The organism is Sphingomonas sp. Xoc002, from assembly GCF_050408055.1.
Taxonomy (GTDB): domain Bacteria; phylum Pseudomonadota; class Alphaproteobacteria; order Sphingomonadales; family Sphingomonadaceae; genus Sphingomonas; species Sphingomonas yabuuchiae.
On record NZ_CP191175.1, the window covers coordinates 768,976 to 792,784 of the forward strand.

The following is a 23,809-nucleotide window of genomic DNA, read 5'->3' on the forward strand; positions in this document are numbered from 1 at the left end:
GATTTGATGGTTGCGATGGCATCCCCCCTCGACCGGGTGGCGGATTTCCCCGCGATCCCGGACGGCTGGGCCTATCTCGACACCGCCGCGACCGCGCAGAAGCCGCAGGCCGTCATCGACGCGATCACGCGCGCCTATGACACCAGCTATGCCACCGTGCATCGCGGCGTCTATCAGCGCTCGGCCGACATGACGGTCGCGTATGAAAAGGCGCGCGAGGCGACGGCGCGGTTCATCGGGGCTGGCTCGGCGAACGAGATCGTCTTCACGCGCGGCGCGACCGAGGGGATCAACCTGATCGCGCAATGCTGGGCGGCGACCAACCTCAAGGCGGGCGACCGCATCATGCTGTCGATGCTGGAGCATCACTCCAACATTGTGCCGTGGCAGATGGTCGCCGAGCGGCTGGGCGTCGAGATCGACGTGCTGCCGTTGACGGCAGACCACCGCATCGACCTGGACGCGATGGAGCGGATGCTGACGCGTTCGCACAAGCTGGTGTCGCTGGGCCATGTGTCGAACGTGCTGGGCTCGGTGCTGGATGCACGCCGTGCGGCCGATCTGGCGCATGGCGTGGGCGCGAAGATCCTGCTCGACGGGTGCCAGGCGGTGCCGCGCATCGCGGTGGACGTGAAGGCGCTGGATTGCGACTTCTACGTCTTTTCCGGTCACAAGCTTTACGGCCCGACCGGCATCGGCGTGCTGTGGGCGCGGCCGGAACTGCTCGACGCCATGCCCCCCTATCAGGGTGGCGGGTCGATGATCGACCGGGTGAGCTTCGAGAAGACCACCTATGCCCCGCCGCCTGGCCGGTTCGAGGCGGGAACGCCGCATATCGTCGGCGCGCTCGGGCTGCATGCCGCGATCGACTATGTGTCGGCGATCGGGCTGGACGCGATCCATGCGCATGAGGCGGCGCTGGTCGCCCAGGCACGCGAGGGGCTGTCGGCGATCAATTCGGTGCGGTTGCTGGGACCTGAGGACTCGGCGGGAATCGTCAGTTTCGTGGTCCAGGGGGTTCATCCCCATGATATCGGCACCATATTGGACGAGAGCCGGGTGGCGATCCGCGCAGGCCATCATTGCGCCCAGCCGCTGATGGACGCGCTCGGCCTGCCCGCCACCGCGCGGGCGAGTTTCGGCGTGTATAACGGACCCGATGACGTCGCGGCGCTGGTGGATGGCGTCCGGCGGGTCACGAGGATTTTCGGATGAGCGATTACAAAATCGAGGAAGTGGACAGCGTCGCATCGCCGCCCAAGGCGCGTGTGCAGGACGTGGTCGAGGCTCCGGCGGCCGAAGCTGTGAGGGAACGTCAGCGTGATTACCTGTCGGGCTTCCTCTCGCAAAAGCCGACCGCCGACGATCCGACCCAGCCGGGCGGGGCGCTGTATGATGGCATCATCGACGCGCTGAAGGATATTTTCGACCCCGAGATTCCGGTCAATATCTATGACCTGGGCCTGATCTACGGCGTCGAAGTGACCGAGGGCGGCCATGCGGTCGTCACCATGACGCTGACCACCCCGCATTGCCCGGTCGCCGAGTCGATGCCGGGCGAGGTGGAACTGCGCGTCTCGGCGGTGCCGGGGATCGCGACGGCGGACGTCAACCTCGTCTGGGATCCGCCCTGGGACCCGCAGAAGATGTCGGACGACGCCAAGCTCGAACTGGGGATGCTCTGACCATGGCGACCACCTTGCGCCCGCGTCCCGCCGCACTGAACCTGACGCCCTCCGCCGAGGCGCGTGTCGCCGAACTGATGGCGCGCGCGCCGGAGGGGGCCATCGGGGTGAAGCTGTCGACGCCGCGTCGCGGCTGTTCGGGGCTGGCCTATTCGGTCGATTATGTCACCGAGGCCAAGGCGTTCGACGAGAAGATCGACACGCCGGGCGGCACGCTGTTCGTCGATGGCGGCTCGATTCTGTACCTGATCGGCTCGACCATGGACTGGGTCGAGGATGACTTCACCGCCGGGTTCGTGTTCCAGAACCCCAACGCCAAGGGTGCGTGCGGGTGCGGAGAGAGCTTCACGGTTTGAGGGGACGCTTGGGCGTCGCTTAGGTCGAGCAGGCTATTCCTATGGCCGTTCCCCGGCGAAGGCCGGGGCCCGGTTTCTATCTGGCCGAGATGGCGGGATGCTGCTGCATGGGAGGCAAATGCCCCGCGCTGTCGGGAGCACACCGCAACTGGGCCCCGGCCTCCGCCGGGGAACAGGTCGGATCAGACCCGGTGCTCCAGCTTCAGGCTGGCGCCATCCCACTCTACCGCTAGGTCGCGATAATCCGCCACCGTTGCATGCGGCGTATCCATCGCCCCCCGATGCGTCTCGGTAATCACCACCACCGTCATTCCCGCCGCCTCGGCCGCCGCGATCCCGGCGGGGGCGTCTTCGAAGGCCAGGCAATCCTCCGGCGCGACGCCCAGCCGCTTGGCCCCGAGCAGGAAGCCATCGGGCGCGGGCTTGCTCCGCTCCGCATCCTCCGCCGTCACGAACACGCCGGGTAAAGGCAGCCCCGCTGCCTTCAGCCGCACCTCCGCCAGCCGCTTGGGCGCAGAGGTGACGATGGCCCAGCGATCCGGGGGCAGCGCGGCCAGGAACGCGGCCGCGCTGCCGATCGGCACCACATCGTCGACGTCGAGCATCTCCGCCTCGGTCAGCGCATGCGCCTCCGCGATCGGATCGACGCCGGGCAGGTTCAGCCGCCGGATCGTCTCGACCGACTGAACCCCGTGGATGGTCGGCAGGAACACCGCAACGTCCAGCCCCTGCCGTGTCGCCCAGACGGTCCAGGCGCGTTCGGCCGAGGCGATGGAACTCAGAATCGTCCCGTCCATGTCGAACAGGAAGCCGCCAAAGGCGCGCGTCGGCAGATATATGGTCATGGGGGCGTCGTCGTCCCGCTCAGTTGGCCTGGAACACGCCGCACGCGATGCGGCCGCCGCTATTGCCGCTGGGATCGGTCTTCAGGTCGTCGGCGGCGGCATGGATCACGATCGCCGAGCCGTCCGCATCGAGCAGGCCTGCCATGGTCGCGCCCGGCAGCACGACGCCCAGCGTGCCGCGCCCGTCATTGCCGACGGTCATGTTGGGCATGTCGCCCTCATGCGGCCCCTGCGGGTTCATGCTGCCATGCTGGCGCTGGGTGGGGTTCCAGTGGCCGCCCGCCGTGGTGAAGTCCGGCGCGTCGCAGCGGCCGACCGTGTGGACATGGACGCCGTGCATGCCCGCCGGCACGTTCATCGCGTCGAGGGTGATGCGCAGCCCCCCGGCGACTTCGGTCGCGGTGGCGCGGCCCGCATCCGCGCCGGTGCCGGTCCGCAGGCTCGCAGTCGCGCTGGCGCCGTTCGGAGTGGGGGAGCCCGTCTCCATCTTCGTCTGGTCGCAGGCCCCCAGGCCCAGCGCGACGGTGCCGATGGTCAACAGCGTGAGGTATTTCATGACGCAAGCTCCCTGTTCGATACGCGTAGTTGCGGCGTGTTACCCGCCGGTTTCAAGCGGCCAACGCATCACGGGTTCATAGGATGCGCCGCCATGCCCCAGATGGCTCTGGTAGAGGACCAGATGCCCCATGGTAAAAGGCTCGCTCGACAGGCCCGCATGGACCGCGCGCCACCCCTCGATCTCGGGTGTGCGTCCCGCCGAGCCGGGCAGGCGGGCGAGCGTGATGTGCGGCAGATAGGCCCGCGGTTCGGGCGACAGACCCGCACGGACGCAGGCCTGGTCGACCTTGCGATGGAGATGGGCCAGCGCATCGTGCGGCGTGACGCCTGCCCAGAGCGTGTCGATCCGCCCCTTGCGATCGAAGATTCCGACGCCCGAAATCCGAATGCTGGGGGCGGGGGCGTGAACCTGTCCCAGTGCGGCGGCGATGTCCTCCGCCACCGGGCGGTCCACCTCGCCGATGAAGCGCAGGGTCAGGTGCAACTGGTCGTCGTCCTGCCAGCGCGCCTGGGGAACGCCGTCCATCGCATCGGACAGCAGGTCCCGGATCGAGGGGGGCGGGCGGAGGGCGACGAACAGGCGGACCATGACAAAATATGTCTATCGCATTCCGTCGCGCCCACGGGAACCTCTCCCGCTTGAAAAGCGTCCCCAACAGAGCGATATTTCGCTTAACCGGCATATGGCCGGGCAAAGGAGCAATAGTTCACCATGGCAAACTGGTCTGATCCACGGCCGAGCGCCGCGCCGTTCGGTACCACAGCCACCACGGGCTCGACCGCCTATGATGCGGGTCTGCGTTCGTACATGCTGTCCGTCTACAACTACATGACGTCGGGCGTGCTGCTGACGGGTATCGTCGCGCTGCTCTTCGCATGGGGTGGCCGCGACAGCATGGCCGCGCAGGTCTTCCTGAACGGCGGCGCGCTGAAATACGTCATCATGTTCGCGCCGCTGGGCTTCGTGTTCGCGCTGAGCATGGGCGTGAACCGCATGAAGACCTCGACGATGCAGCTGCTCTTCTGGGCGTTTGCGGTCGTCATGGGCCTGTCGATGTCGACCATCTTCCTGGTCTATAGCGGCGGTTCGATTGCGGGAGCGTTCTTCGCGACCGCAGCGGGTTTCGCGGCGCTGAGCCTCTATGGCTACACCACCAAGCGTGACCTGTCGGCGTTCGGCACTTTCCTGATCATCGGTCTGGTCGGCCTGATTGTCGCCAGCATCATCAACATCTTCCTCCAGTCGGGGACAATGGGTCTGGTGATCAGCTTTATCGGCGTGCTGCTGTTCGCAGGCCTGACCGCCTATGACACGCAGCGCACCAAGTCGCTCTATTACGAGGTGCGCGGCACCAGCATGCAGGACCGCGTGGTCATCATGTCGGCGCTGAGCCTGTATCTCGACTTCATCAACATGTTCATGTTCCTTCTGCGTCTGACCGGCTCCAGCCGCGACTGATCGGATCGACAGAGCCAATCCAACGGGCCCGGCGGGATATCCGCCGGGCCTTTTTTCATGAGAAGGGGATGCGGCCATGCGCCTGTCGATCGACGTGACGCTCGACTATGTCCTGAAGCAACCGGCCGATATCCTGCTCCAGATCGAGGCGGCGGCGACTCCCGACCAGCGGCTGGAGCATCAGTCGCTGACCATCTGGTCCGATCACCCCGTGGCGGCGGTGCGCGGCGAGGACGGGATCGGGCAACGCTGCTGGATACGTGCCGATCATGGCCTGCTCGCGCGCTATGAGGCGGTGGTCGTGGTCGAACGCCCTGTCGTCCGGCTGGAGGGGCTGGCGGCGACCCCGGCCAGGGGGCTCTCGGGCGACCTCATCCCCTATCTGCTGCCCAGCCGTTACTGCGAGTCGGACCGGCTGGAGGGCTTTGTCCGCCAGCGTTTCGCGGGGCTTTCCGGCGGCGCGATGGCGGCGGCGCTGGCCGATTGGGTCGCGACCCGCATGACCTATCAGTCGGGCGGGTCGAGCGGCGTCACGACCGCGCTGGATACCTTCGGTTCGCGCAGCGGGGTATGCCGCGACTATACCCATTTGCTGGTGGCGCTGGCGCGGGCGGCGGAGATTCCGGCACGCTGCGTCGCGGCCTATGCGCCCGGCGTAGACCCGCCCGATTTCCACGCCGTGGCCGAACTGTGGCTGGAGGGCGGCTGGCATCTGGTCGACGCGACCGGTATGGCGCAGGCCGACGAGATCGCGCGGGTGTGCGTCGGCCGCGATGCGACCGATATCGCCTTCATGACCGTGTTCGGCGAGGCACAGCTTTGCGATCAACGGGTTACGGTGCGGCGGTTGGACGGATCGGCTTAGGAACGCTTGTCCGATCTGGCTCGTTGATCCGGTCCACTATGATGGGGAAGTGACATGAACGACAGCATCGACGATCGCGCGCTGGACAGCGTCTCGGTCGCGCCGGGCGGCGAGCAGGCCGAGCAGGGCAACCGCCCGCGTCCCCCCGAACAGGATGCCGGGCAGGATCCCGCCATCACCGAGGATCTGCAAAAGAATCCGCAGGATGTCGACGCCCAGCTCGACGAGAGCCTGGACGAATCGATGGACGCCAGCGATCCGCCCTCGATCACCCAGCCCGGCCGCGACGGCCCGGCCGAGTCGTCGGGCTATAGCGAAGAGGATCGTTGATCCGCACCGCATGACCGGGGGCGAGGGCCGGACACGGCTCTCGCCTCGGCTTCTTCCACACGTAATCTGCCCGCCGTTGCGCGATCGCAACAAACTTGCCGAATATGTCGGGTATGGTCGCAATTCGGGAAATTGATTGCCGCGATGGCCATTCGTCGCAATCTATGTTGCGGCGCGGCGTTTTTCATGTTCGTCTGTCCTGGCTCGTTCAGCGTTGCGTTAACCAAATGGGCGCATGATGATCGGGTCAGTTTCGATTGGGCGGGGTGATGATATGGGATCGAGGAGCAGACCGGCCGAAGGCGCAATGACCTTGGCGGAAATGAAGGAATTTGCAGGCTTCGCGGCGGCGACGCAGCGTTATATCCGCCGGTCGCTCGATATCGGGCTGGACCGTGAAGACGCGATGACCCGCTGGTCGCGCGACGTCGTCGAGGCGGCAAGCATCCGCGCCCAGGCCCGGCTGTACCGCAACCTTCCGGAAATCCGACACCTGATCCCGGTCGATAGCGGTCTCGAGGCGCTGGAGCCTTTCATGGCGCCGTTCGTCACGATTGCGGCCTTCGATCTGGGGCAGGGGCGGCTGACCAGCTTTTCGGCCTTCCGGTTCCTCTATGAGCGGCTGATCGGCGCCGAGGTGCGGCCGTGGCTACCCTCGATTTTCTGCGCGGCGGCGGCCTTGCCGCATCTTCACCCCGAATTGCGGCGGCAGCTCCTCCAGTCGATCAGCGAAGCGGCCGCCACCGCAGCGGGCTGGTCGAGCCGTCAGCCTGCCTTCTTCCCGCACTGGGTCGAGAAGGTCGACACCAACGGGACGTCGCTGGCCAACTGATGGTGCGCGATGGCGGGCCGGGGGGCTCCGCCATCGTTCCTGTTCCTGCCCTTGCAGGGGAGGAATTTACCCTCACCGGCACGCCCGCCAGCCCATCGGCCCGCGATAGGCCTGATCCAGATGGAAATGGTCGGCATGCGCGGTATTGTAATCGGGCGATAGGGTCGTCGCGAACAGGTCGCAGGCGCGGTCGCGGACGCGGCGCAGGAACTGGCCCTTCGCCCCCTGATCCTTCCAGTCGCGCAGCACGCTGATCCGCCGCCCGTCCTTCAGGCGAAAGCCCGCTATGTCGACCGCATTGGCGCGGGCATGCTCGCTCCAGTCGCTGGTGCTGCGGCCGCTGATCCGGCGGCAATTATAGCTGCCCAGATGATCGACCGCGACGACCTCGCTGCCCAGCAGGTCGCGCGCGGCGGGCTGGACCGCATCCCATTCCCACAGCGCGAGCGAGGCCGCGACCGGGCAGGACACGCCCAGTGCGGCAGGGCGATAGCCGATGGCCCTAGCCCCGCCCGCCGTGAAGCGCACCGCATCGTCATACCCGCATTGCGCGCCGTCCGACCGGGCGGGCAGCGGGGTATAGCGGATACCTGCGCGGTCGAGCAGGCCAAGGCATTGTGCTCTGTCCTGGGTCAGTGCGGTCAGCTTGCGCCCGGTGAACATCCCGACCGGCTGGCCCAGATCGAGCGGTGCCCAGGGCACATCCTGCGGATGCCGCCGTGCCCAGCCCCAGAGCAGCAGCGCAAGCATCGCCAGTCCGGCGATCACGACCAGCGCGGTCGTCCATCGCCGGAGCGCCCGCATCAGCCGCGTCTCGCGCTGGCGACGGGTTCCGCCGTGATCGGATAACCCAGATCCTCGGGGATGCAGATACAAGCCACGCCGTCGCGCTCCGCCTGAAAAGGGATGATCCGTCGGATCGGCCAGGCCCGCGCGTCGGCGGCGGCCGAAGCGAAATCGCCGTAAAGCGCCAATCGTTCCAGCGTCCGGCGGGTGGGAAGGATGATGCGGATCGCACCGCCGTCCGCTGCCGCCAGCGCGTCGCGGGCGGTCATCCACACGGCCCCGACCGTTTCCGAACCGTCGATCATAGGGGTCGACGCCTCCCGCGCGATCGCCGCCAGATAGAAGCGCGCATCGAAGCGGCGGACGGGCACATGTTCGGGGCACCAACGGGCAAAGGGCGTCAGCGCTTGCGTGTCGATCGTCAGGCCGTGCTCGGCAAGTGCCTCGGCAAAGAATCTTCCCGCCGTCATGGTTGCACGCAGGCGGGTCAGCGTCGCCGCATCGGGGGAGGGCGACAGGCCGATGCCCAAGCCCACTTCCTCGATCGTCTCCCGGATCGCGGCGATGCGGGCGGCGGTTTCCTCCCGGTCGGGGGCGTCGGCGGGGACCAGCGCATGATCGCCCGGATCGACCCGCCCGCCCGGAAACACCATTGCACCGCCCAGAAAGGCCAGTGCCGCGCCCCGCTCGACCATCAGGATTTCGGGAAGCGCGTCGGCGTCCGGCCCCTCGCGCATCAGGATCAGGGTGGCGGCAGGGATAGGATCGGGAGTCATCGCACAGACAACGCACCAAGGGCGTTGGCGGGTGTCAGCGATGGAAGGGAAGGCGGGGTGGTGGAGCTGAGGGGAATCGAACCCCTGACCTCTGCAGTGCGATTGCAGCGCTCTCCCATCTGAGCTACAGCCCCGCCCCGTAACCCGACCATGGTCGGGAGCGACGCCATTAACCCGTGATTCGGGGCGACGCAACACCGCTTTGACGGCCAGACCCAAAAATTTTGGCCTGCTTTCGGCCTTTCGCATCACTCCGTCCGTCGCGGCTGCCACGTCGCCAACGGAACCTGTCTTGATCTGCCTCATTGAAACACGCGGAAGGCACGGCCCGCCAGACGAGCGGCGTCGGCCCCCGCAGGATCGAATTTCAGGAGGGTTTAGGATGGCTTACGACCGCTATTCCCGCGACGCCAATCGTGGCGACCGCGACTTCGACTATGGCCGGGACTACGGCTCGGGGCGCGACTACACCTATTCCAGCGCCCGTGACTATGAAGCCGCCGGTGCGTTCGACGACGACCGCAACGACAGCCGGAATGACGGCCGCCGTGGATATGGCGCGCGCGATTACGGCAACCAAGGCTATGGCCGTCAGGGCTATGACCGCGACAGCTATGGTGCGTCTCGTCAGGATTTCGGGCGTCAGGACTTTGGCGGCCGCCAGAATGAAGGCCGATACGGTGAAGGCCGCTCGGGCAATTATGGCGCCTATCGTGGCGGCGAGAACCGCTACGACCGCGACTCGGGTCGTGAAGGCTATCGCGGCACGTCGAGCTATGGCGATTCGTCGCGTGGCTATGGCTATACCGGCGACCGTTACGGCCGCGACGACCGTCAGGGCCGCAACGACTATGGTCGTTCGGATTATAATCGTTCGGACTATGGTCGCCAGCAGCAGTCGGGCCGCGACTATGGTCGCCAGCCGCAGGGCTATGATTACGAGGATCGCGGCTTCTTCGCGCGCGCCGGGGACGAGGTCCGCTCGTGGTTCGGTGACGAGGATGCCGAGCGTCGCCGCGAAGCCGATGCGCGCTTCGACGAGCGTTATTACGCCCAGCAGGACCATGATTATAACCACTGGCGCTCGGGCCAGATCGCCGCGCTCGACCGCGACTATGACGAATATCGCAGCGAGAACCGCACCAAGTTCCAGAACGAGTTTTCGAGCTGGCGCACCGAGCGCGAAGGACAGCGCGGCCTTCTGCCCAAGGTGAAGGAGCATCAGGAAGTCGTCGGCTCGGACGGCAGCCATGTCGGCACCGTCGACAAGGTGCGCGGCGACCGCATCCTGCTGACCAAGAACGACAAGGATGCGGGCGGCCAGCACCACTCCATCCCATCGCGCTGGCTGAAGTCCGTCGAGGACAAGGTCACGCTCACCAAGACCGCCGAGGAGGCCAAGGCCCAGTGGCGGGATGAGGAAAATGCGCGCGCCATGTTCGGCGATCGCACCAACGAGAACGACCGCTACGGTCAGGCCAATCGCTATGGTCAGACCGGCACGGGCGGCCAATCGGGCGGTTACGGCCAGAGTGCGACCGGTACGACCAGCTCGGCACAGAACAGCAGCAGCACGACGGGTGCGACCTCGACCACCGGCAGCACGACCGGCACGGGGACCAGCACGGGGACCAGCACCACCGGCACCGGCACGACCACCGGCATCGGCACGACGTCGGGCAGCACCTCGGACACCAGCCGGGGTTATTGATAAAGAAAAACGTCACCGAATGGTGACTTTTCTTGAAGGGCTCGGGTGGACATCACCCGGGCCCTTTCCCATGTCCGCAAGCATCGATGAAAAGGATATGATGATGAAGGCTTGGACCCTGGCGGCCCGCCCCAAGGGCACCCCCGTGACGGACGATTTCGCGCTGGTCGAGCGCGAACTGCCCGCCCTGAACGAGGGCGAGGTGCGGGTCGCCAATCGCTGGCTGTCGGTCGACCCCTATATGCGGGGCCGGATGAACGACACGAAGAGCTATGTCCCGCCCTTCCAGCTCGGCGAGCCGATGCAGGGCGGCGCGGTCGGCGAGGTGGTCGAGAGCCGCGCGGACGGCATCGCGGTCGGCACCTTGGTCAGCCACATGGCGGGCTGGCGCGATGAGGCGGTGCTGCCCGCCGCGCATGTCCAGCCGCTCCCCGATCTGGGCGTCGATCCGCAGGCCTTTCTGGGGCAGTTCGGCATGCCGGGCATGACCGCCTATTACGGCCTGCTTCAGATTGCCGAGGCCAAGCCGGGCGAGACGGTGTTCGTCTCGGCGGCGGCCGGGGCGGTGGGCTCGACGGTGGTTCAGATCGCCAAGGCCAAGGGCATGACCGTCATCGGGTCGGCCGGTGGCGCTGAGAAGTGTGACTGGGTCCGCTCGCTCGGCGCGGATACCGTGATCGACTATAAGTCCGGCCAGTCGGTGGTCGAGGCGCTTGGCGAAGCGGCGCCCGATGGCATCGACGTCTATTTCGACAATGTGGGTGGCGATCACCTGGACGCTGCGCTGGCCCATGCCAGGCAGAATGCGCGCTTTGCGATCTGCGGCATGATCGACGTCTATAACGACGCCAAGCCGACGAGCCTGAAATATCTTGCGCGGATGATCGGCAACCGGGTGCGGATGCAGGGCTTTATCTTCGGCGACTTCAAGGACCACGCGGCCTTTTATCGCGACATGGCTGCGATCCTGAAGGATGGCGGTTTGCAGCGCGAAGAGACGGTGTTCGAGGGGCTGGACAAGACGCCGGAGGCGTTCCTGGCGCTGTTCACCGGCGGTAACAAGGGCAAGATGCTGGTGAAACTGTAAGGGGAGGCCTTCCCTCTTTTACTCCCCTCCCGCAGGCGAGTTTCAGGTCGGTCATGCCCCCGGCATGACCTAAACGATGCGGGGCATCGTTTACCTGAAACTGGGCTGAGGGAGGGCGGTGCGTCGAGCGGCGTCGCTTGGGGCCTGCCCTCCCCCCGGCCCCCTCCCGCTTGCGGGAGGGGGAGCGTAAGCAGCGGAGTTAGTCGCGAAACCCCTCAGATCGCGCCCGAAAACGTATCGCACTGGGCCGGATCGCCGGTCTCGATACCCCGGCGCAGCCAGCGCATCCGCTGTTCGGACGTGCCGTGGGTAAAGCTGTCCGGCACGACGCGGCCCGTCGCTTCGCGCTGGAGCGTGTCGTCACCGATGGCGCGGGCGGCGGTCATGCCTTCCTCGACATCGCCGGGTTCCAGCCGGTCGCGGTTCTTCGCGGCCCAGACGCCCGCATAACAGTCCGCCTGCAATTCCAGCCGGACCGACAGGGCATTGCCCTCCGCCTGGCCTGCCGCCTGCTGCGCCTGGCGCACCTTGTCCGACGTGCCGAGCAGCGTCTGGATATGGTGACCGAATTCATGCGCGACGACATAATAGCGGGCAAAGTCGCCCTTCGCGCCGAAGCGGTTGGCCAGCTCGTTGAAGAAATTGGTGTCAAGGTAGATCTTGCGATCGGTGGGGCAATAGAAGGGGCCGACCGCCGATTGCGCGACGCCGCAACCCGACTGGGCACTGTTCGCATCCGGCTTGAAGAAGCGCAGGCCGGGTGCCTGGAAACGCTGACCCGACTCCGCGAAGATCTTTTCCCAGGTGTTGTCGGCATTGCTGAATGCGCGGCAGGTGTCGCGGCGCTCGGGCGAGGCTTCGCAGATCTGGCGGACGCTCTGGCCCGAGGATGAGTCCGCCGACCGGGTGACGGGCGCATTGCCGCCACCGCCGCCGGTCAGCAGGCCGAGGGGGTTCATGCCGACCACCGCCAGGATGATGAGCACGACGACGATGCCGCCGCAGCCGAAGCGGCTGCCGATCAGCGGCAACAGCCCGAACAGCAATCCGCCGCCGCCGCCGCCAAAGCCGCCGCCACCGCTCTGCGCCTCGCCGACATCGATATTATTGTCATAATCGTCGAGCCGCATCGTCTCACCCCTTTGTCATAGTGCCCGCCTATGCGGGTCTTCGCCGGATGGTTGAACCCGCAAAGCCTTCCGGCGGTTGCACGGGTCGGTATCTGATCGCATGGTGCGGTGCATAGCACGGGAGAATGGCATGTTCCTGAAGGGCAAGACGGCGGTGATCTCGGGTTCCACCTCGGGCATCGGCCTGGCCTATGCCAAGGCGCTGGCGGCGGAGGGCGCGGCGGTCGTGCTGAACGGCTTTGGCGAGGCGGACGCGATCGAGGCGAACCGCGCCGCGCTGGAACAGGCCAGCGGTGCGGCGGCGCTTTACGACCCGGCCGACATGACCCGGCCCGACCAGATCGAGGCGATGATCGAGCGCGCCGCGAAGGAAACCGGTTCGGTCGACATCGTCATCAACAATGCCGGTATCCAGCATGTCGCCCCGATCGCCGAGTTTCCGGTCGAGAAATGGGATGCGATCATCGCGATCAACCTGTCCTCGGCCTGGCATATGATGCGCGCGGCGATCCCACACATGCGGCAAAGGGGCTGGGGGCGGATCATCACCACCGCCTCGGCCCACAGCCTGGTCGCCAGCCCCAACAAGTCGGCCTATGTCGCGGCCAAGCACGGCGTGGTCGGTATCACCAAGACCGTGGCGCTGGAGGTCGCGACCGACGGCATTACCGCCAACTGCATCTCGCCCGGCTATGTCTGGACGCCGCTGGTCGAGAACCAGATTCCCGACACGATGAAGGCGCGGGGCCTCAGCCGCGAACAGGTGATCGACGATGTCCTGCTGAAGGCGCAGCCGAACAAGGAATTCGTCACCATCGAACAGGTCGCGGCCCTGGCGCTGTTCCTCTGCCGCGACGAAGCGAAGTCGATCACCGGCGCCAACCTGTCGGTCGATGGCGGCTGGACCGCGCAGTGAAGTGGCCGCTGGTCCTGCTGGGCACGGCGCTGGCGGCGGGTGGCGTGGCGGCCGCGCAGGCGCAGCGGGTCGAAGAGGCCAATGACTGGCGACTGGCGGCGACCGAGGATGACCGTATCCGCCTGCGCGGCTGGCGCAGCGCCTGGGTCAAGGGGCTGGCACAGGCGCGGGCGGGCGGGGCAACGGCCGAGATCGCCGCGCTGGGGCAACTGGCCGATCCCGACTATTCGATCGCCGACCCCAAGCTGCCCGATGGCGATTATCGCTGTCGTACGGTCAAGCTGGGGTCGCAGGGGCGCGCGACGCTGACCTATGTCGCCTATCCCTATTTCCGCTGCCGGGTGGCGGGCGGCGGCCGGCAGCTGGCCAAGGTCGACGGGTCACAGCGACTGACCGGGCGTCTCTATCCCGACACCGATGCGCGCAGCATCTTCCTGGGCACGATGATCCTGGGCGACGAGGAGCGGTCCTATGCCTATGGCCGCGACCGGGCGCGCGACATGGCGGGCGTGGTGGAGCGGGTCGATGCGACCCACTGGCGGATCGCCTTTCCCTATCCGGCTTATGAATCGGTCGTCGACATACTCGAACTGGAGCCGTTGGCGCCCTGAACCGGGGCGGGAGACGGCGTGACCGGCGCGGCGGGCAGCGGCGGGAGCGAGGCGAGATACTCTTTGCCGTGCTGGCCGATCGGCGTGACCCGGTCGGCATTGGCCTGTGCCACGGCCTTCAGATAGGAACGCGGCTTCTTCATCAGTTCGGGATGATCGAGCCCGACCAGGCCCAGCCGCCGCGCCGCTTCCTGCACGAAATGCACGCAGTTGCGGTCGTTCAGATTGTAGTGCGAGTCGCCCGTCTTCTCGTCCCAGGCCGCGACCAGCGCCAATATGTCGCCATATTGCGCATCGGTCATGACATAGGAAAACTGCGCGTCGCTGGTCGAGATGTAGAAGGGCTTGGAGATGTCCAGCCGTCCCTTGACCGTGCCCATCAGGATGGCGGGCGACACCGACCGGGCGGTAAAGCCGTAATTGGCGTCGACCGGCTGGCCTGTCGCATCCACCGTGCCGCGCAGCGAGAAGAAGGCATGGGGGAAGCTGTTGCCCAGCTCATGGCTCCAGAAGGTGATCGTGACCGCCGCCTGCGCGGGCAGCGCGCAGCCGAACGTCAGGGCCAGGGCCATTGCGAGTCGCAGGAAGATCGTCATGACCGCCCTCATAACCTATGTTGCGGGATCGCCGCAGCCGCATTCTCGTATTTTTCGGGCCGGATATAGATGGACGACAGGCTGGGCACGGCGCGCCGCAGATCGTCCTCCAATACCTCGATCATTGTCTCCGCCGCACCCATGGGCAGGCTGTCGACGAAATCGGCGCTGATTGCGGCGAAGATGCTGTCGGGCGCGGTATGGATCGTCCGGACATGATTGACATGGGTGATCCAAGGACGCGCGGCGACGATGCCGCGGATCGTCTCGACCACCTCCGGGTCGGCACGCTCGCCGATCAGCAACCCCTTGGATTCCCGCGCGAGCAGGATCGCGACCAGCCCCAGCACCAACCCGATCAGGATCGAGGCGATCCCGTCGATCCGGGCATCGCCCGTCTCGTGCGACAGCCAGACGCCGAGCGCTGCGATGACGAGGCCCGCCAGCGCCGCCGAATCCTCGAACAGGACGATGAAGCCCGGCGGGTCCTTGGAATCATGGATGGCGCGCCACCAGCCGCTATTGCCCTTGGTGCGGGAGAATTCGCGCACGGCGATGGCCCAGCTCGCGCCCTCCAGTGCGAAGGCGATGGCAAGGACGATATAGTTGACGGTCGGATCGCGCAGCGGCTCGGGCGACTTGATGTGCAGCCAGCCCTCATAGATCGAGATGCCGGAGCCCAGCGCGAAGATCAGGATCGCGACGACGAACGCCCAGAAATACAGCTCTCGGCCATAGCCGAAGGGGTGGATCGCATCCGGGCCGCGCTTGGCGCGCTTCTGGCCGTAGAGCAGCAGGATCTGGTTGCCGCTGTCGACCACCGAATGCACGCCCTCGGTCAGCATCGAGGAGGAGCCGGTGATCCCTGCCGCCACGAACTTGGCGACGCCGATCGCCAGATTGGCCGCCAGCGCGCCGTACAGGACGATATTCTCGCGGATGCGTGCGGTCAGGCCGGTGTCGGGCATGGCCGGTACAGCGTGCGATGGGGGCGGTTGTTCCGTGGGGTTAACGAAGGGGGATGGCAGAGGGCCTATCCCAAACTCCGTTCAGCCGGAGCATAGTCGAAAGCGACGGGCTTCCCCGGCGAAGGTTCGGGCTGCATTTCGACTATGCTCCGTGCGAACGGAGGCTGGGGCTTGGGTCCCGCCTCCGTTCGTGAGCGGTCACCTCAGGACGCGATCCGCCCCAGCCGATGGTACAGATGCGCGAACTTGATCGAGCGGGGGTCGTCGGCGACGCGCTTGACGTGTTCGGCGATGGCTTCCTTCATCAGCGCGAAATCCTCGGTGGAGAAGACGGCGCGGCTGCGTTGCGGTTCGGTCGGCATGGCATATTCTCCTTCGTTATGGGTGTCAGGCGGCCTGGACGAACTGGGCGGCCTCGGTGGATTCGGCGAGCGCGGTGGTCGAGCTGTCCCCGCCCGCCGCGATCTGCGCGATCAGGTCGAAATAGCCGGTCCCCACCTCGCGCTGGTGGCGGGTCGCGGTATAGCCGTTGGCCTCGGCGGCGAACTCGGCCTGTTGCAGCTCGGAATAGGCGGCCATGCCGCGATCCCGATATCCGCGCGCCAGCTCGAACATGCCGTAATTGAGCTGGTGGAACCCGGCGAGCGTGACGAACTGGAACTTGTACCCCATCGCCCCGATCTCGCGCTGGAAACGCGCGATGTCGTCGCGGTCGAGATTGGCCTCCCAGTTGAAGCTGGGCGAGCAGTTATAGGCCAGCATCTTGTTCGGATGCTCCCGCCGGATCGCCTCGGCAAAGCGGCGCGCGTCCGCCAGATTGGGCTTGGACGTCTCCCACCACAACAGATCGGCATGCGGCGCGAAGGCCAGACCGCGCTGGATGCAATGGTCGACCCCGGTGCCCGGCTTCAGGCGGAAAAACCCCTCAGCCGTACGCTCGCCGGTCAGGAATTCATGGTCGCGCTCGTCCACATCCGAGGTGATGAGCCGGGCGCTCTCGGCGTCGGTGCGCGCGCAGATGACGGTCGGTACGCCCGCTACATCCGCCGCCAGCCGCGCGGCATCCAGGTTGCGGATATGCGCCTGCGTGGGGATCAGGACCTTGCCGCCCAGATGCCCGCACTTCTTCTCCGAGGCCAGCTGGTCCTCGAAATGCACGCCCGCCGCCCCTGCCGCTATATAGGCCTTCATGATCTCGTGGCAGTTGAGCGGACCGCCGAACCCGGCCTCGGCATCGGCGACGATGGGCGCGAACCAGTCGCGCGTCGCGCCGCCCTCGGCATGTTCGATCTGGTCGGCGCGGGCCAGCGTCGCGTTGATCTTCCGCGCCAGCTCCGGCCCGGCATTGGCGGGGTAGAGCGACTGGTCGGGATACATTTGTCCGGCGGTGTTGGCGTCCGCCGCGACCTGCCAGCCCGATAGGTAGATGGCCTTCAACCCGGCGCGAACCATCTGCATCGCCTGATTGCCCGACAGGGCGCCGAGTGCCGGGACATAATCCTCGGTATGGAGCAGCTCCCACAGCTTCAGCGCACCACGCCGGGCCAGCGTATGCTCGACCGTGATCGATCCGCGCAGCCGCGCGACGTCGGCGGGGGTGTAGGGACGGGCGATGCCGTCGAACCGCCCGGCGGGGGCGGGGATCAGATTCTGGAAGCTCGGCATCGCATCGTCCTTTACAATTTGACTGTTCTTGACCGAGAGATTGCCGCGAAAATGCGCGATCCAGAAGACGTGGCGCGCCTCCGACCGCGTCATGCCGTCGCCGATCCTGGCATTGTCCAATGTCGACGTGTAAAGAATTGACATTTTCTCGGACGCGGCGCAGCTTGGCGTGCAAGGAGAGCGGCGATGAGCGGAGCCAAGGTCATTGCGGGCCACGCCGTGCGGCGGCTGCGGCGGCAGAATGGACTGTCACAGGCGGCGATGGCGGAGATGCTGGACATCTCGCCCAGCTATCTGAACCTGGTCGAGCGCAACCAGCGGCCCGTCTCGGCCGCGTTGCTGGTGCGGCTGGTCGAGACGTTCGATTTCGATCCACGCGCGCTGACCAGCGATGCGCCGGGCGGCGGCGCGGCGGCGATGCGGCGGCGGCTGGCCGATCCGCTATTCGCCGATCTGGAGATCGACCGTACCGAGCTGGAGGAATGGCTGGCGGCCGCGCCCGGCGGGGCGGAGGCGTTCGCGCGCGCGTTCGACCGGCTCGCCGGGGCTGGCGGTGGAGCAACGGAAGCTCCGGCAAATCCCGACCCGACCGTGAGTGTCCGGCGCGAGATCGAGCGGTGGCGCAACCATTTCCCCGATCTGGATGCCGCCGCCGAGGGGCTGGCCGACGAACTGCGCATGGGGGCAGGCGATCTCTATGCCACGCTGGCCGAACGGCTGCGCGTCCGCCATGCGCTGACCATCCGTATCCTGCCGATCGACATATTGCCCGAACTGCTGACCCGGCTGGACCTTCATGCGCGCCAATTGCAACTGTCCGAGATGCTGGACGGTCCGGCGCGGGTCTTTGCCTTGGCGACGCAACTCGCCCAGCTCGAGGCGCGCGCCGAGATCGAGGCGCTGGCGCGCGGCGCGGCCTTTGGCGATCGGCTCGCCGAGCGGCTGTTCCGGCGATATCTGCACCGCTATTTCGCGGCCGCGCTGGTCATGCCCTATGCCCGGTTCCTGCGGGCGTGCGAGGCGACCGGCTATGATCTGGACATATTGGCGCGGCGCTTCGGCGTGTCGCACGAGCAACTGGCCCATCGGCTGACGACGCTCGGGCGGGTCGGCGCGCGCGGACTACCCTTTTTCCTGATGCGGATCGACCGGGCGGGGCAGGTGTCCAAGCGCTATGCCGGAGCGGCGAATCCGGTGCTGGTCGAGGCGGAGGGACGATGCCCGCTCTGGCAGGTCTTCGCCGCGTTCGAGCGGATGGGGGAGGCGATATTCCAACTGGTCGAGATGCCGGACGGCAGCCGCTTTGCGACGATCACCCGCGCGCAGGAGCGGGCCGGGCGTGACGCTTCCGGGGTGCGGGCACGGTTCGCCATCGTCCTGGGCGTGGAGGCCGGGCTGGCGGGGCAGGTCGCGGCGGCGCGCGGCCACCCGCTGACCGAGGCGGCAACGCCGATCGGCCCGGGGTGCCGCCAGTGTTCGCGTCCCGCCTGTCCGCAACGATCCTTGCCGATGAACGGCCGGGTCTTGACCGTCAACGAACGGGACCGACCGATCAATACTCTGGTCTTTGCGCAGGACTGAACCAGAATTGGGCAGGCCCGCCGCGATTGCTTCACCTATTTTAAGAGAAAACTGTATACGCGACTGACCATGATCTGGCTTCGTCGTCGCATTCAATCCCTGGAATTTCGCTTCGCGACGATGCTGACGGTCGTGCTGGGCGTCAGTCTGGCGCTGGGTGGATGTGGACTTCTGCTCAACAACCAGTTGCTTAGGATGGTTCGCTCGACCCATGAGATCGCGTCTCTGCTGGACCGGCATGACAAAAGGGATGTACGACTTCGCGACTTCCGAATCCAGGTCGGCGACCTGACGCGCCGGTCGGAAAGGGGGCAGAGCGTCCCTGTCGAGCGCTGGCGGGGGCTGGATGCGACGGCGCGGACATGGCTGGCGGAGCCGGTGGTCCGCAACGACCGGATGTCAGGCCCCATCCGTTCGGCCCAGCTTGCGGCGGTGTCGGCGGAACGGCGCTTCCTGCACACCGCGCGGCGCGTGATCGCCGAGGCGGCGGTCGACACGGCCCTGATGAAGCGGACCATGCCGCTGTTCATTGCCCGGCTGCACGACATGGAGCATCATCGCGAGACGGTGCACGGACGGCTCAGTCGCCGCCTGACCTGGCAAACCCGTGAGGTGGAGGCACTGGCGCAGCGGGTGCTGGCCCGGATGATGCTGGCCGGACTGCTGCTCGTGATCCTGGTCAGCGGGCTGATCCTCTGGCTTCGTATCCGGGTGATGCGGCCGCTGATGGACATCGTTGCCGGGATGCGTGCGATGAGCACCGGACAGTCGCTGGAACCGTTATGGCTGCATCGGCGCGACGAACTGGGCGAATTGGCGCGGGGCATGGACATGCTGGCCCGCGCCGCCGAGGAACGCGAGCGTATCCAGCGGCAGGTCGAGTATCTGGCGCATCACGATCCGCTGACCGGGCTGGCCAACCGCGTCGTTTTTGCCGACCGGCTGGATGCCGCATTGCAGGCGGGCCGCAGGATCGCGTTGCTGGCGATCGATCTTGATGGGTTCAAGGGCGTCAACGACACGCTCGGCCATGCGGCCGGCGACATCCTGCTCAAGCGCGCCAGCGAGCTGCTGGCGGCGTCGGTGGGCCATGACGACACGGTCGCGCGTATCGGTGGCGACGAGTTCGCGATCATCCATCATCTGTCCGCCCAGGAAGAGGATGCCGCGGCGCTCGTCCACCGCATCTATGCCGTCATTGCCGAGGATCCCGCGAGCCCGGCGGTGCGGATGAGCATCGGCGTCGCGCTGTCGCCCCGCCACGGTCTGGAGGCCGACGAGCTTCAGGCCTGCGCCGACATCGCGCTATATCGGGCCAAGGCCGATGGTCGTCACTGCGCCCGCCGTTACGACATGGCGATGGACGAGGAGCGGCGGCAACGCCACTGGCTGGCGCATGAACTGCACGAGGCCGTCACGCGCGGCGAACTTCATCTGGTCTATCAACCGATCGCAGATTGCGCGTCGCGCCGGATCATCGGGCAGGAAGCGCTGGCGCGTTGGGATCATCCGGTGCTGGGGCCGGTCAGCCCGGACGTGTTCATCGGCCTGGCGGAGGAAAGCGGCCTGATCGGCGAGATCGGCCAGCGTCTGTTCGTCGATGCGCTGGCCACGGCACGGGCCTGGCCCGCCGAATGGATGCTGGCGATCAACCTGTCGCCGGTACAGCTTCGCGAACCGAATCTCGCCCAGCGGATGCTGGCCGCCACCACGTCCCAGGGCCTAGACCCGCGCCGGATCGAGGTGGAGGTGACCGAGGGCGTGCTGATCGACAATCGCGAAGCCACGACCGCCAATCTGGCGACGCTACGCGCCGCAGGCGTAGGGATCGTGATGGACGATTTCGGCACCGGCTATGCCTCGCTCAGCAGCCTTCAGCAATTTCCCTTCGACAAGATCAAGATCGACCGCAGCTTCATCCAGGCGATGGATCAGGACGGCCCGGCCCTGTCGATCGTTCGCGCCTCGATCGGGCTGGGACGCAGCCTGAACATCCCCATCGTGGCGGAAGGGCTGGAGACCGAAGCACAATACCGGACGCTGTGCGATCTGGGGTGCGATCAGGTGCAGGGCTATCTGATCGGTCGCCCGATGGCGCATCTGGCCGAGGCGGCATGATCCGGGGCAGGGTGGATAGGCCAGCCCTCAGCTGACGCATTCTCCGATCATGCGGATGATATCATGCCCGGTATAGGGCTTGGGTACGAACTGGACCCCGGCGGGCAGGTCCGCCGCGACATGGCGCTGTTCGCCCGACGTGACGATGATCGAGACATGCGGATGGGACTTGTGGGCCTTTGCCGCCAGCGCGGCGCCGTCGATCGAACCGGGCATCGCGACGTCGGTGAACATGGCACAGATTTCCGGGTGCCGATCCAGCGCGATCAGCGCCTCGTCGGCGCTGTCCGCCTGGATCACCACATAACCCGCATCTTCGAACGCGAACTTCACGTGCATCAACAGAAGCGGCTGGTCGTCTACGATCAAAATGGTCGGAGGCTTCATATAACGTGTATTAATTCTGTGCCGCCGCATCCGTTCCGAAAAGGGTGTAATTTTGCGTTCATGTGAGCGTTATACGCCACTGTCCGTGAGTTGAGCCAATTGCGCCTCCGACAGGGACAGCCGCATGGCGGGCGTCAGTTCGGAAAGCTGCTTCACGCTGGTCGCGCTGGCGATCGGCGCGGTGACGCCGGGCTGCGCCATCAGCCAGGCGAGCGCGACCTGCGCCGGGGTGGCCCCTGTCTCCTCCGCCACCGCATCCAGCGCCGCCAGCACCGCGGCCCCCTTGCCATGCAGCAGCTCGCCCATTTTCGCGCCGCGCACGCTTTGCGACAGGTCGGCGTCGCTGCGGTACTTGCCGGTCAGGAACCCGGCGGCGAGCCCATAATAGGGGACGACGCCGATATTCTCGGTGACGCAGTAATCCTGCAACTCGCCCTCGAACTTGTGGCGGCTGACCAGATTATATTCGGGCTGCAGGACATGATAGCGCGGCAGCCCGGCGTCGCGGGCGGCCTCGTTCGCGGATTTCAGCCGCGCGGCGTGGAAGTTGGAGGCGCCGATCACCCGCACCTTGCCCGCCTCGACCAGCTTGGCAAAGGCCTCCATCACGGCGTCCTGCGGCTGATCCTCGTCGTCCTGATGTGCGAAATAGAGGTCGATCCGGTCGGTGCCGAGCCGCTTGAGCGACGCCTCCGCCGCCGCCGCGATCCGGGCGGGGGCCAGCTTTTCGCCGCCTTCGCCGGCCAGCATCCCGACCTTGGTCGCGATCAGCACCTGGTCGCGCTTGCCGCTGGCCTTCAGCCATTCGCCGATCATCGCCTCGGACTCGCCGCCCTGGTGCCCGTCGACCCAGGCGGAATAGACGTCGGCCGTGTCGATCATCACGCCGCCCTGATCGACAAAGGCGTCGAGCACCGCAAAGCTCGCCGCCCGGTCGGCCGTCCAGCCAAAGACATTGCCGCCCAGCACCAGCGGCGCGATCATCAGGTCGGTCGAGCCCAGGCGGCGAAGCGGCATGTCGGTCATGGCGTATCAGCTTTCGTTATCGATGGGATTTTCGTCCCCAACGTCCGAAGGTGCCATCGCGTTCAGATCGACCGCATTGGCATCGAGCATGGCGGCGGCGTCGTTCAACTGGTCATTCTCCGCCGCACTCAACCCCTTGGGCTGGTCGTTGGAGGAACAGGCGGCCAGCGTCAGCAGCGCGGCGGTCAACAGGATACGGATCATGTCGGCATCATGCCAAAAGCGGGGGGCAGTGGGGAAGGGGGAACCCGGCGGCGGGGTGGGTGCGTTGTCGCGGCCTGGATTTCGATCATGAGGTCAATGCGATGCCCGCTTCCCGATACGCCATGTTGCTCGCCCCGTTCAAAATGGGCCTGGTCGGCGGACAGCGCGCCATGACGCCGCTGGCCGCCGTGTCGATCGCGGCGGCACGCGGGCAATTGCCGGTCGGCAAGGGCGTGCTCCGCTGGCTGGCCAACCCCGTCGTTGCGGCGGGCACGCTGGCGCTCGCGATCGGAGAAATGGCGGGCGACAAGCAGAAGACCGCGCCGGATCGCGTCGTGCCCATCGGCCTGGCGGCGCGCTTCACGACCTCCGCGATCGCGGGCGCGGCGCTGGCCAGCCCGAAACAGCGCTGGCTGGGCGCGGCGATCGGCGGCGTGACGGCGGTGATCGCCTCCTATCCCGGCTGGCGCGGCCGGATGGCGGCGCTGGGGCGCTATGGCCAGACCAAGACGGGCTTTGCCGAGGATGCGGCGGTACTGGCGGGAGCGATCGGCGTATTGCGAGGGCGGCGGGGGTAAGGTCCCCGGTCGACATCCCCGTACGCGCTTAGAACGGCGCGGGGGTGCTTCGGTTTATCCAGACGTAATCGGGGTGCTGCTTACTGAAGCGCACCTCGGTAACGGTATGGCCAACGGTACCGAGCCATATCAGCAAGCCATTCGGATCGGCTGATATGTTCCATGGCTTGAGGCGCGCCAATTCGGCTGGAATTGTCGCCTCTCGGTCGCATAGTCCCGAATGAGTTCGGTCGGCGCATTGGATCACGAACTTCGCCTGGCCGGAACGAAAGCGATCCAGTTGTTCGAGAACGGCGAAACCTTGGGATGCGTCGACGCCCGGATTCAAGTGAACGTAATCGGCCGTCGAGCAGCTCGACCGCTTTGCCCGCGCGATCTCCGTCGTTTTGTAGCGATCGTCGGGCATCGCATGATCCAGCACGTCAGCGGGGTCGGCGCGGAAGCCCACGGTCCAACGGACCCTTGTACAGCCTCGGGCTGTCGCCATCGGACGCTCCACGAGATCGGCGTCTATGGCGCCGGGGGCGTTCATTCCCCCGACTGGTGCGACGAACTGTTCGATGGGGCCATGATTCACGTCTTCCAACAGACGCTCGCCAGCGACAGACGGAGGCAGTTTTTGCGCATCGCCAAAGGATAGGGCCGCTTCTGTTTGCAGGAGCAGGGCCAAAAGGATCATGTGTTCCTCATGCTGACGTCATCGAACCCATGGCCGTAAGGGCGGTTGATGAGAGCCATC

At 66.4% G+C, this 23,809-nt stretch carries 28 protein-coding genes and 1 tRNA gene; 14 read left to right on the plus strand and 15 right to left on the minus strand.

The features are described from left to right. The first annotated feature begins 6 nt into the window (after positions 1–6). Genes ACQR50_RS03740 through ACQR50_RS03750 form a run of 3 tightly spaced genes read left to right on the plus strand, consistent with a single transcriptional unit; the run spans position 7 to position 2,041 of the window. Complete coding sequence (locus tag ACQR50_RS03740; RefSeq protein WP_428969833.1) at positions 7–1,215, plus strand: aminotransferase class V-fold PLP-dependent enzyme; 1,209 nt, start codon at positions 7–9, stop codon at positions 1,213–1,215. Beyond that, entirely contained in the window at positions 1,212–1,685 is a 474-nt protein-coding gene (locus ACQR50_RS03745; protein ID WP_428969834.1) for an SUF system Fe-S cluster assembly protein, read from the plus strand. The genes ACQR50_RS03740 and ACQR50_RS03745 overlap by 4 nt, the downstream gene beginning before the upstream one ends. 2 nt (positions 1,686–1,687) lie before the next feature. Continuing rightward, positions 1,688–2,041, plus strand: coding sequence for a HesB/IscA family protein (locus ACQR50_RS03750; protein WP_056430123.1), 354 nt, complete (start codon positions 1,688–1,690; stop codon positions 2,039–2,041). A gap of 182 nt (positions 2,042–2,223) precedes the next feature. On the opposite strand, the gene ACQR50_RS03755 is transcribed toward ACQR50_RS03750, so the two are convergent. The 3 genes from ACQR50_RS03755 to thpR are packed head-to-tail and all read right to left on the minus strand — an operon-like array spanning position 2,224 to position 4,033. Next, a complete protein-coding gene (locus ACQR50_RS03755) occupies positions 2,224–2,886 on the minus strand; it encodes an HAD-IA family hydrolase (RefSeq protein ID WP_428969835.1) in 663 nt (220 codons plus the stop codon). Positions 2,887–2,905: 19 nt separating this feature from the next. Further along, positions 2,906–3,442, minus strand: a complete 537-nt coding sequence (locus tag ACQR50_RS03760) for a superoxide dismutase family protein (protein ID WP_428969836.1) — start codon at positions 3,440–3,442, stop codon at positions 2,906–2,908. Positions 3,443–3,481: 39 nt separating this feature from the next. Beyond that, on the minus strand, positions 3,482–4,033 hold the full coding sequence (thpR, locus tag ACQR50_RS03765) for an RNA 2',3'-cyclic phosphodiesterase (RefSeq protein ID WP_428969837.1): 552 nt from the start codon (positions 4,031–4,033) through the stop codon (positions 3,482–3,484). 123 nt (positions 4,034–4,156) lie between these two features. Between thpR and ACQR50_RS03770 the strand changes: the two genes are divergently transcribed. From ACQR50_RS03770 to ACQR50_RS03785, 4 genes are all read left to right on the plus strand, one after another. Continuing rightward, positions 4,157–4,903 (plus strand): Bax inhibitor-1/YccA family protein, encoded by a 747-nt coding sequence (locus ACQR50_RS03770; protein WP_428969838.1) that lies wholly within the window; start codon positions 4,157–4,159, stop codon positions 4,901–4,903. Between the two features lie 76 nt (positions 4,904–4,979). Next, positions 4,980–5,768: a transglutaminase-like domain-containing protein gene (locus tag ACQR50_RS03775; protein WP_056430108.1), complete on the plus strand. Its 789-nt coding sequence runs from the start codon at positions 4,980–4,982 to the stop codon at positions 5,766–5,768. 54 nt (positions 5,769–5,822) lie between these two features. Next, positions 5,823–6,098, plus strand: a complete 276-nt coding sequence (locus tag ACQR50_RS03780) for a hypothetical protein (protein WP_076715168.1) — start codon at positions 5,823–5,825, stop codon at positions 6,096–6,098. A gap of 274 nt (positions 6,099–6,372) precedes the next feature. Further along, positions 6,373–6,930, plus strand: a complete 558-nt coding sequence (locus ACQR50_RS03785) for a hypothetical protein (protein WP_056430102.1) — start codon at positions 6,373–6,375, stop codon at positions 6,928–6,930. Positions 6,931–7,002: 72 nt separating this feature from the next. Here ACQR50_RS03785 and ACQR50_RS03790 read toward each other — a convergent pair whose 3' ends face one another. The 3 genes from ACQR50_RS03790 to ACQR50_RS03800 form a co-directional block, all read right to left on the minus strand. Further along, entirely contained in the window at positions 7,003–7,734 is a 732-nt protein-coding gene (locus tag ACQR50_RS03790) for an extensin family protein (protein ID WP_428969839.1), read from the minus strand. Then, positions 7,734–8,492, minus strand: coding sequence for an NUDIX hydrolase (locus ACQR50_RS03795; protein ID WP_428969840.1), 759 nt, complete (start codon positions 8,490–8,492; stop codon positions 7,734–7,736). Before ACQR50_RS03795 ends, ACQR50_RS03790 begins: the two co-directional genes overlap by 1 nt. Before the next feature lie 58 nt (positions 8,493–8,550). Then, positions 8,551–8,626 (minus strand) — tRNA-Ala (locus ACQR50_RS03800). Between the two features lie 248 nt (positions 8,627–8,874). On the opposite strand from ACQR50_RS03800, the gene ACQR50_RS03805 reads away from it, so the two are divergent. Together ACQR50_RS03805 and ACQR50_RS03810 are read left to right on the plus strand one after the other, a co-directional pair. After that, positions 8,875–10,203, plus strand: coding sequence for a DUF2171 domain-containing protein (locus ACQR50_RS03805; protein WP_428969841.1), 1,329 nt, complete (start codon positions 8,875–8,877; stop codon positions 10,201–10,203). Positions 10,204–10,303: 100 nt separating this feature from the next. After that, positions 10,304–11,290, plus strand: a complete 987-nt coding sequence (locus ACQR50_RS03810; RefSeq protein WP_428970635.1) for an NADP-dependent oxidoreductase — start codon at positions 10,304–10,306, stop codon at positions 11,288–11,290. A 215-nt stretch (positions 11,291–11,505) separates the two neighbouring features. Here ACQR50_RS03810 and ypfJ read toward each other — a convergent pair whose 3' ends face one another. Then, positions 11,506–12,420, minus strand: coding sequence for a KPN_02809 family neutral zinc metallopeptidase (ypfJ, locus tag ACQR50_RS03815; RefSeq protein ID WP_428969842.1), 915 nt, complete (start codon positions 12,418–12,420; stop codon positions 11,506–11,508). A gap of 130 nt (positions 12,421–12,550) precedes the next feature. Between ypfJ and ACQR50_RS03820 the strand changes: the two genes are divergently transcribed. Together ACQR50_RS03820 and ACQR50_RS03825 are read left to right on the plus strand one after the other, a co-directional pair. Continuing rightward, positions 12,551–13,336 carry a 3-hydroxybutyrate dehydrogenase gene (locus ACQR50_RS03820; protein ID WP_428969843.1) on the plus strand — a complete coding sequence of 262 codons (786 nt, stop codon included), beginning with the start codon at positions 12,551–12,553 and terminating at the stop codon, positions 13,334–13,336. Then, positions 13,333–13,947 (plus strand): DUF4893 domain-containing protein, encoded by a 615-nt coding sequence (locus ACQR50_RS03825; RefSeq protein WP_428969844.1) that lies wholly within the window; start codon positions 13,333–13,335, stop codon positions 13,945–13,947. Before ACQR50_RS03820 ends, ACQR50_RS03825 begins: the two co-directional genes overlap by 4 nt. Here ACQR50_RS03825 and ACQR50_RS03830 read toward each other — a convergent pair. From ACQR50_RS03830 to aceA, 4 genes are all read right to left on the minus strand, one after another. Beyond that, positions 13,899–14,543 carry a hypothetical protein gene (locus ACQR50_RS03830; protein ID WP_428969845.1) on the minus strand — a complete coding sequence of 215 codons (645 nt, stop codon included), beginning with the start codon at positions 14,541–14,543 and terminating at the stop codon, positions 13,899–13,901. The two genes, ACQR50_RS03825 and ACQR50_RS03830, sit on opposite strands and share 49 nt — an antisense overlap. An 8-nt stretch (positions 14,544–14,551) precedes the next feature. After that, positions 14,552–15,511, minus strand: coding sequence for a cation diffusion facilitator family transporter (locus ACQR50_RS03835; protein ID WP_428969846.1), 960 nt, complete (start codon positions 15,509–15,511; stop codon positions 14,552–14,554). A 203-nt stretch (positions 15,512–15,714) separates the two neighbouring features. After that, a complete protein-coding gene (locus ACQR50_RS03840) occupies positions 15,715–15,873 on the minus strand; it encodes a hypothetical protein (protein WP_167345467.1) in 159 nt (52 codons plus the stop codon). A 25-nt stretch (positions 15,874–15,898) separates the two neighbouring features. Continuing rightward, a complete protein-coding gene (gene aceA / locus ACQR50_RS03845) occupies positions 15,899–17,269 on the minus strand; it encodes an isocitrate lyase (RefSeq protein ID WP_428969847.1) in 1,371 nt (456 codons plus the stop codon). A 93-nt stretch (positions 17,270–17,362) separates the two neighbouring features. On the opposite strand from aceA, the gene ACQR50_RS03850 reads away from it, so the two are divergent. Continuing rightward, positions 17,363–18,757 (plus strand): helix-turn-helix domain-containing protein, encoded by a 1,395-nt coding sequence (locus ACQR50_RS03850; RefSeq protein WP_428969848.1) that lies wholly within the window; start codon positions 17,363–17,365, stop codon positions 18,755–18,757. Positions 18,758–18,826: 69 nt separating this feature from the next. Next, positions 18,827–20,875, plus strand: coding sequence for a putative bifunctional diguanylate cyclase/phosphodiesterase (locus ACQR50_RS03855; RefSeq protein ID WP_428969849.1), 2,049 nt, complete (start codon positions 18,827–18,829; stop codon positions 20,873–20,875). A 27-nt stretch (positions 20,876–20,902) separates the two neighbouring features. Here ACQR50_RS03855 and ACQR50_RS03860 read toward each other — a convergent pair whose 3' ends face one another. The 3 genes from ACQR50_RS03860 to ACQR50_RS03870 form a co-directional block, all read right to left on the minus strand. After that, a complete protein-coding gene (locus ACQR50_RS03860) occupies positions 20,903–21,244 on the minus strand; it encodes a response regulator (RefSeq protein WP_428969850.1) in 342 nt (113 codons plus the stop codon). Positions 21,245–21,331: 87 nt separating this feature from the next. Beyond that, positions 21,332–22,288 carry an aldo/keto reductase gene (locus ACQR50_RS03865; protein ID WP_428969851.1) on the minus strand — a complete coding sequence of 319 codons (957 nt, stop codon included), beginning with the start codon at positions 22,286–22,288 and terminating at the stop codon, positions 21,332–21,334. A gap of 6 nt (positions 22,289–22,294) precedes the next feature. Continuing rightward, positions 22,295–22,492 (minus strand): hypothetical protein, encoded by a 198-nt coding sequence (locus tag ACQR50_RS03870; protein WP_428969852.1) that lies wholly within the window; start codon positions 22,490–22,492, stop codon positions 22,295–22,297. Between the two features lie 101 nt (positions 22,493–22,593). Here ACQR50_RS03870 and ACQR50_RS03875 point away from each other — a divergent pair, with 101 nt between their 5' ends. Continuing rightward, positions 22,594–23,070, plus strand: coding sequence for a DUF4126 family protein (locus ACQR50_RS03875; protein WP_428969853.1), 477 nt, complete (start codon positions 22,594–22,596; stop codon positions 23,068–23,070). Between the two features lie 28 nt (positions 23,071–23,098). Here the strand turns inward: ACQR50_RS03875 and ACQR50_RS03880 are convergent, their stop codons facing one another. Then, the gene (locus ACQR50_RS03880) at positions 23,099–23,749 is read right to left on the minus strand and encodes a hypothetical protein (RefSeq protein WP_428969854.1); all 651 of its coding nucleotides are present in this window, start codon (positions 23,747–23,749) and stop codon (positions 23,099–23,101) included. Between the last annotated feature and the right edge of the window lie 60 nt (positions 23,750–23,809).

Excerpts from the sequence above, each read along its gene's own strand:
- ACQR50_RS03740 (WP_428969833.1), top strand. The coding sequence starts at position 7 with ATGGTTGCGATGGCATCCCCCCTCGACCGGGTGGCGGATTTCCCCGCG.
- ACQR50_RS03745 (WP_428969834.1), top strand. The coding sequence starts at position 1,212 with ATGAGCGATTACAAAATCGAGGAAGTGGACAGCGTCGCATCGCCGCCC.
- ACQR50_RS03750 (WP_056430123.1), top strand. The coding sequence starts at position 1,688 with ATGGCGACCACCTTGCGCCCGCGTCCCGCCGCACTGAACCTGACGCCC.
- ACQR50_RS03755 (WP_428969835.1), bottom strand. The coding sequence starts at position 2,886 with ATGACCATATATCTGCCGACGCGCGCCTTTGGCGGCTTCCTGTTCGAC.
- ACQR50_RS03760 (WP_428969836.1), bottom strand. The coding sequence starts at position 3,442 with ATGAAATACCTCACGCTGTTGACCATCGGCACCGTCGCGCTGGGCCTG.
- thpR (WP_428969837.1), bottom strand. The coding sequence starts at position 4,033 with ATGGTCCGCCTGTTCGTCGCCCTCCGCCCGCCCCCCTCGATCCGGGAC.
- ACQR50_RS03770 (WP_428969838.1), top strand. The coding sequence starts at position 4,157 with ATGGCAAACTGGTCTGATCCACGGCCGAGCGCCGCGCCGTTCGGTACC.
- ACQR50_RS03775 (WP_056430108.1), top strand. The coding sequence starts at position 4,980 with ATGCGCCTGTCGATCGACGTGACGCTCGACTATGTCCTGAAGCAACCG.
- ACQR50_RS03780 (WP_076715168.1), top strand. The coding sequence starts at position 5,823 with ATGAACGACAGCATCGACGATCGCGCGCTGGACAGCGTCTCGGTCGCG.
- ACQR50_RS03785 (WP_056430102.1), top strand. The coding sequence starts at position 6,373 with ATGGGATCGAGGAGCAGACCGGCCGAAGGCGCAATGACCTTGGCGGAA.
- ACQR50_RS03790 (WP_428969839.1), bottom strand. The coding sequence starts at position 7,734 with ATGCGGGCGCTCCGGCGATGGACGACCGCGCTGGTCGTGATCGCCGGA.
- ACQR50_RS03795 (WP_428969840.1), bottom strand. The coding sequence starts at position 8,492 with ATGACTCCCGATCCTATCCCTGCCGCCACCCTGATCCTGATGCGCGAG.
- ACQR50_RS03805 (WP_428969841.1), top strand. The coding sequence starts at position 8,875 with ATGGCTTACGACCGCTATTCCCGCGACGCCAATCGTGGCGACCGCGAC.
- ACQR50_RS03810 (WP_428970635.1), top strand. The coding sequence starts at position 10,304 with ATGATGAAGGCTTGGACCCTGGCGGCCCGCCCCAAGGGCACCCCCGTG.
- ypfJ (WP_428969842.1), bottom strand. The coding sequence starts at position 12,420 with ATGCGGCTCGACGATTATGACAATAATATCGATGTCGGCGAGGCGCAG.
- ACQR50_RS03820 (WP_428969843.1), top strand. The coding sequence starts at position 12,551 with ATGTTCCTGAAGGGCAAGACGGCGGTGATCTCGGGTTCCACCTCGGGC.
- ACQR50_RS03830 (WP_428969845.1), bottom strand. The coding sequence starts at position 14,543 with ATGACGATCTTCCTGCGACTCGCAATGGCCCTGGCCCTGACGTTCGGC.
- ACQR50_RS03835 (WP_428969846.1), bottom strand. The coding sequence starts at position 15,511 with ATGCCCGACACCGGCCTGACCGCACGCATCCGCGAGAATATCGTCCTG.
- ACQR50_RS03840 (WP_167345467.1), bottom strand. The coding sequence starts at position 15,873 with ATGCCGACCGAACCGCAACGCAGCCGCGCCGTCTTCTCCACCGAGGAT.
- aceA (WP_428969847.1), bottom strand. The coding sequence starts at position 17,269 with ATGACGCGGTCGGAGGCGCGCCACGTCTTCTGGATCGCGCATTTTCGC.
- ACQR50_RS03850 (WP_428969848.1), top strand. The coding sequence starts at position 17,363 with ATGAGCGGAGCCAAGGTCATTGCGGGCCACGCCGTGCGGCGGCTGCGG.
- ACQR50_RS03855 (WP_428969849.1), top strand. The coding sequence starts at position 18,827 with ATGATCTGGCTTCGTCGTCGCATTCAATCCCTGGAATTTCGCTTCGCG.
- ACQR50_RS03865 (WP_428969851.1), bottom strand. The coding sequence starts at position 22,288 with ATGACCGACATGCCGCTTCGCCGCCTGGGCTCGACCGACCTGATGATC.
- ACQR50_RS03870 (WP_428969852.1), bottom strand. The coding sequence starts at position 22,492 with ATGATCCGTATCCTGTTGACCGCCGCGCTGCTGACGCTGGCCGCCTGT.
- ACQR50_RS03875 (WP_428969853.1), top strand. The coding sequence starts at position 22,594 with ATGCCCGCTTCCCGATACGCCATGTTGCTCGCCCCGTTCAAAATGGGC.
- ACQR50_RS03880 (WP_428969854.1), bottom strand. The coding sequence starts at position 23,749 with ATGATCCTTTTGGCCCTGCTCCTGCAAACAGAAGCGGCCCTATCCTTT.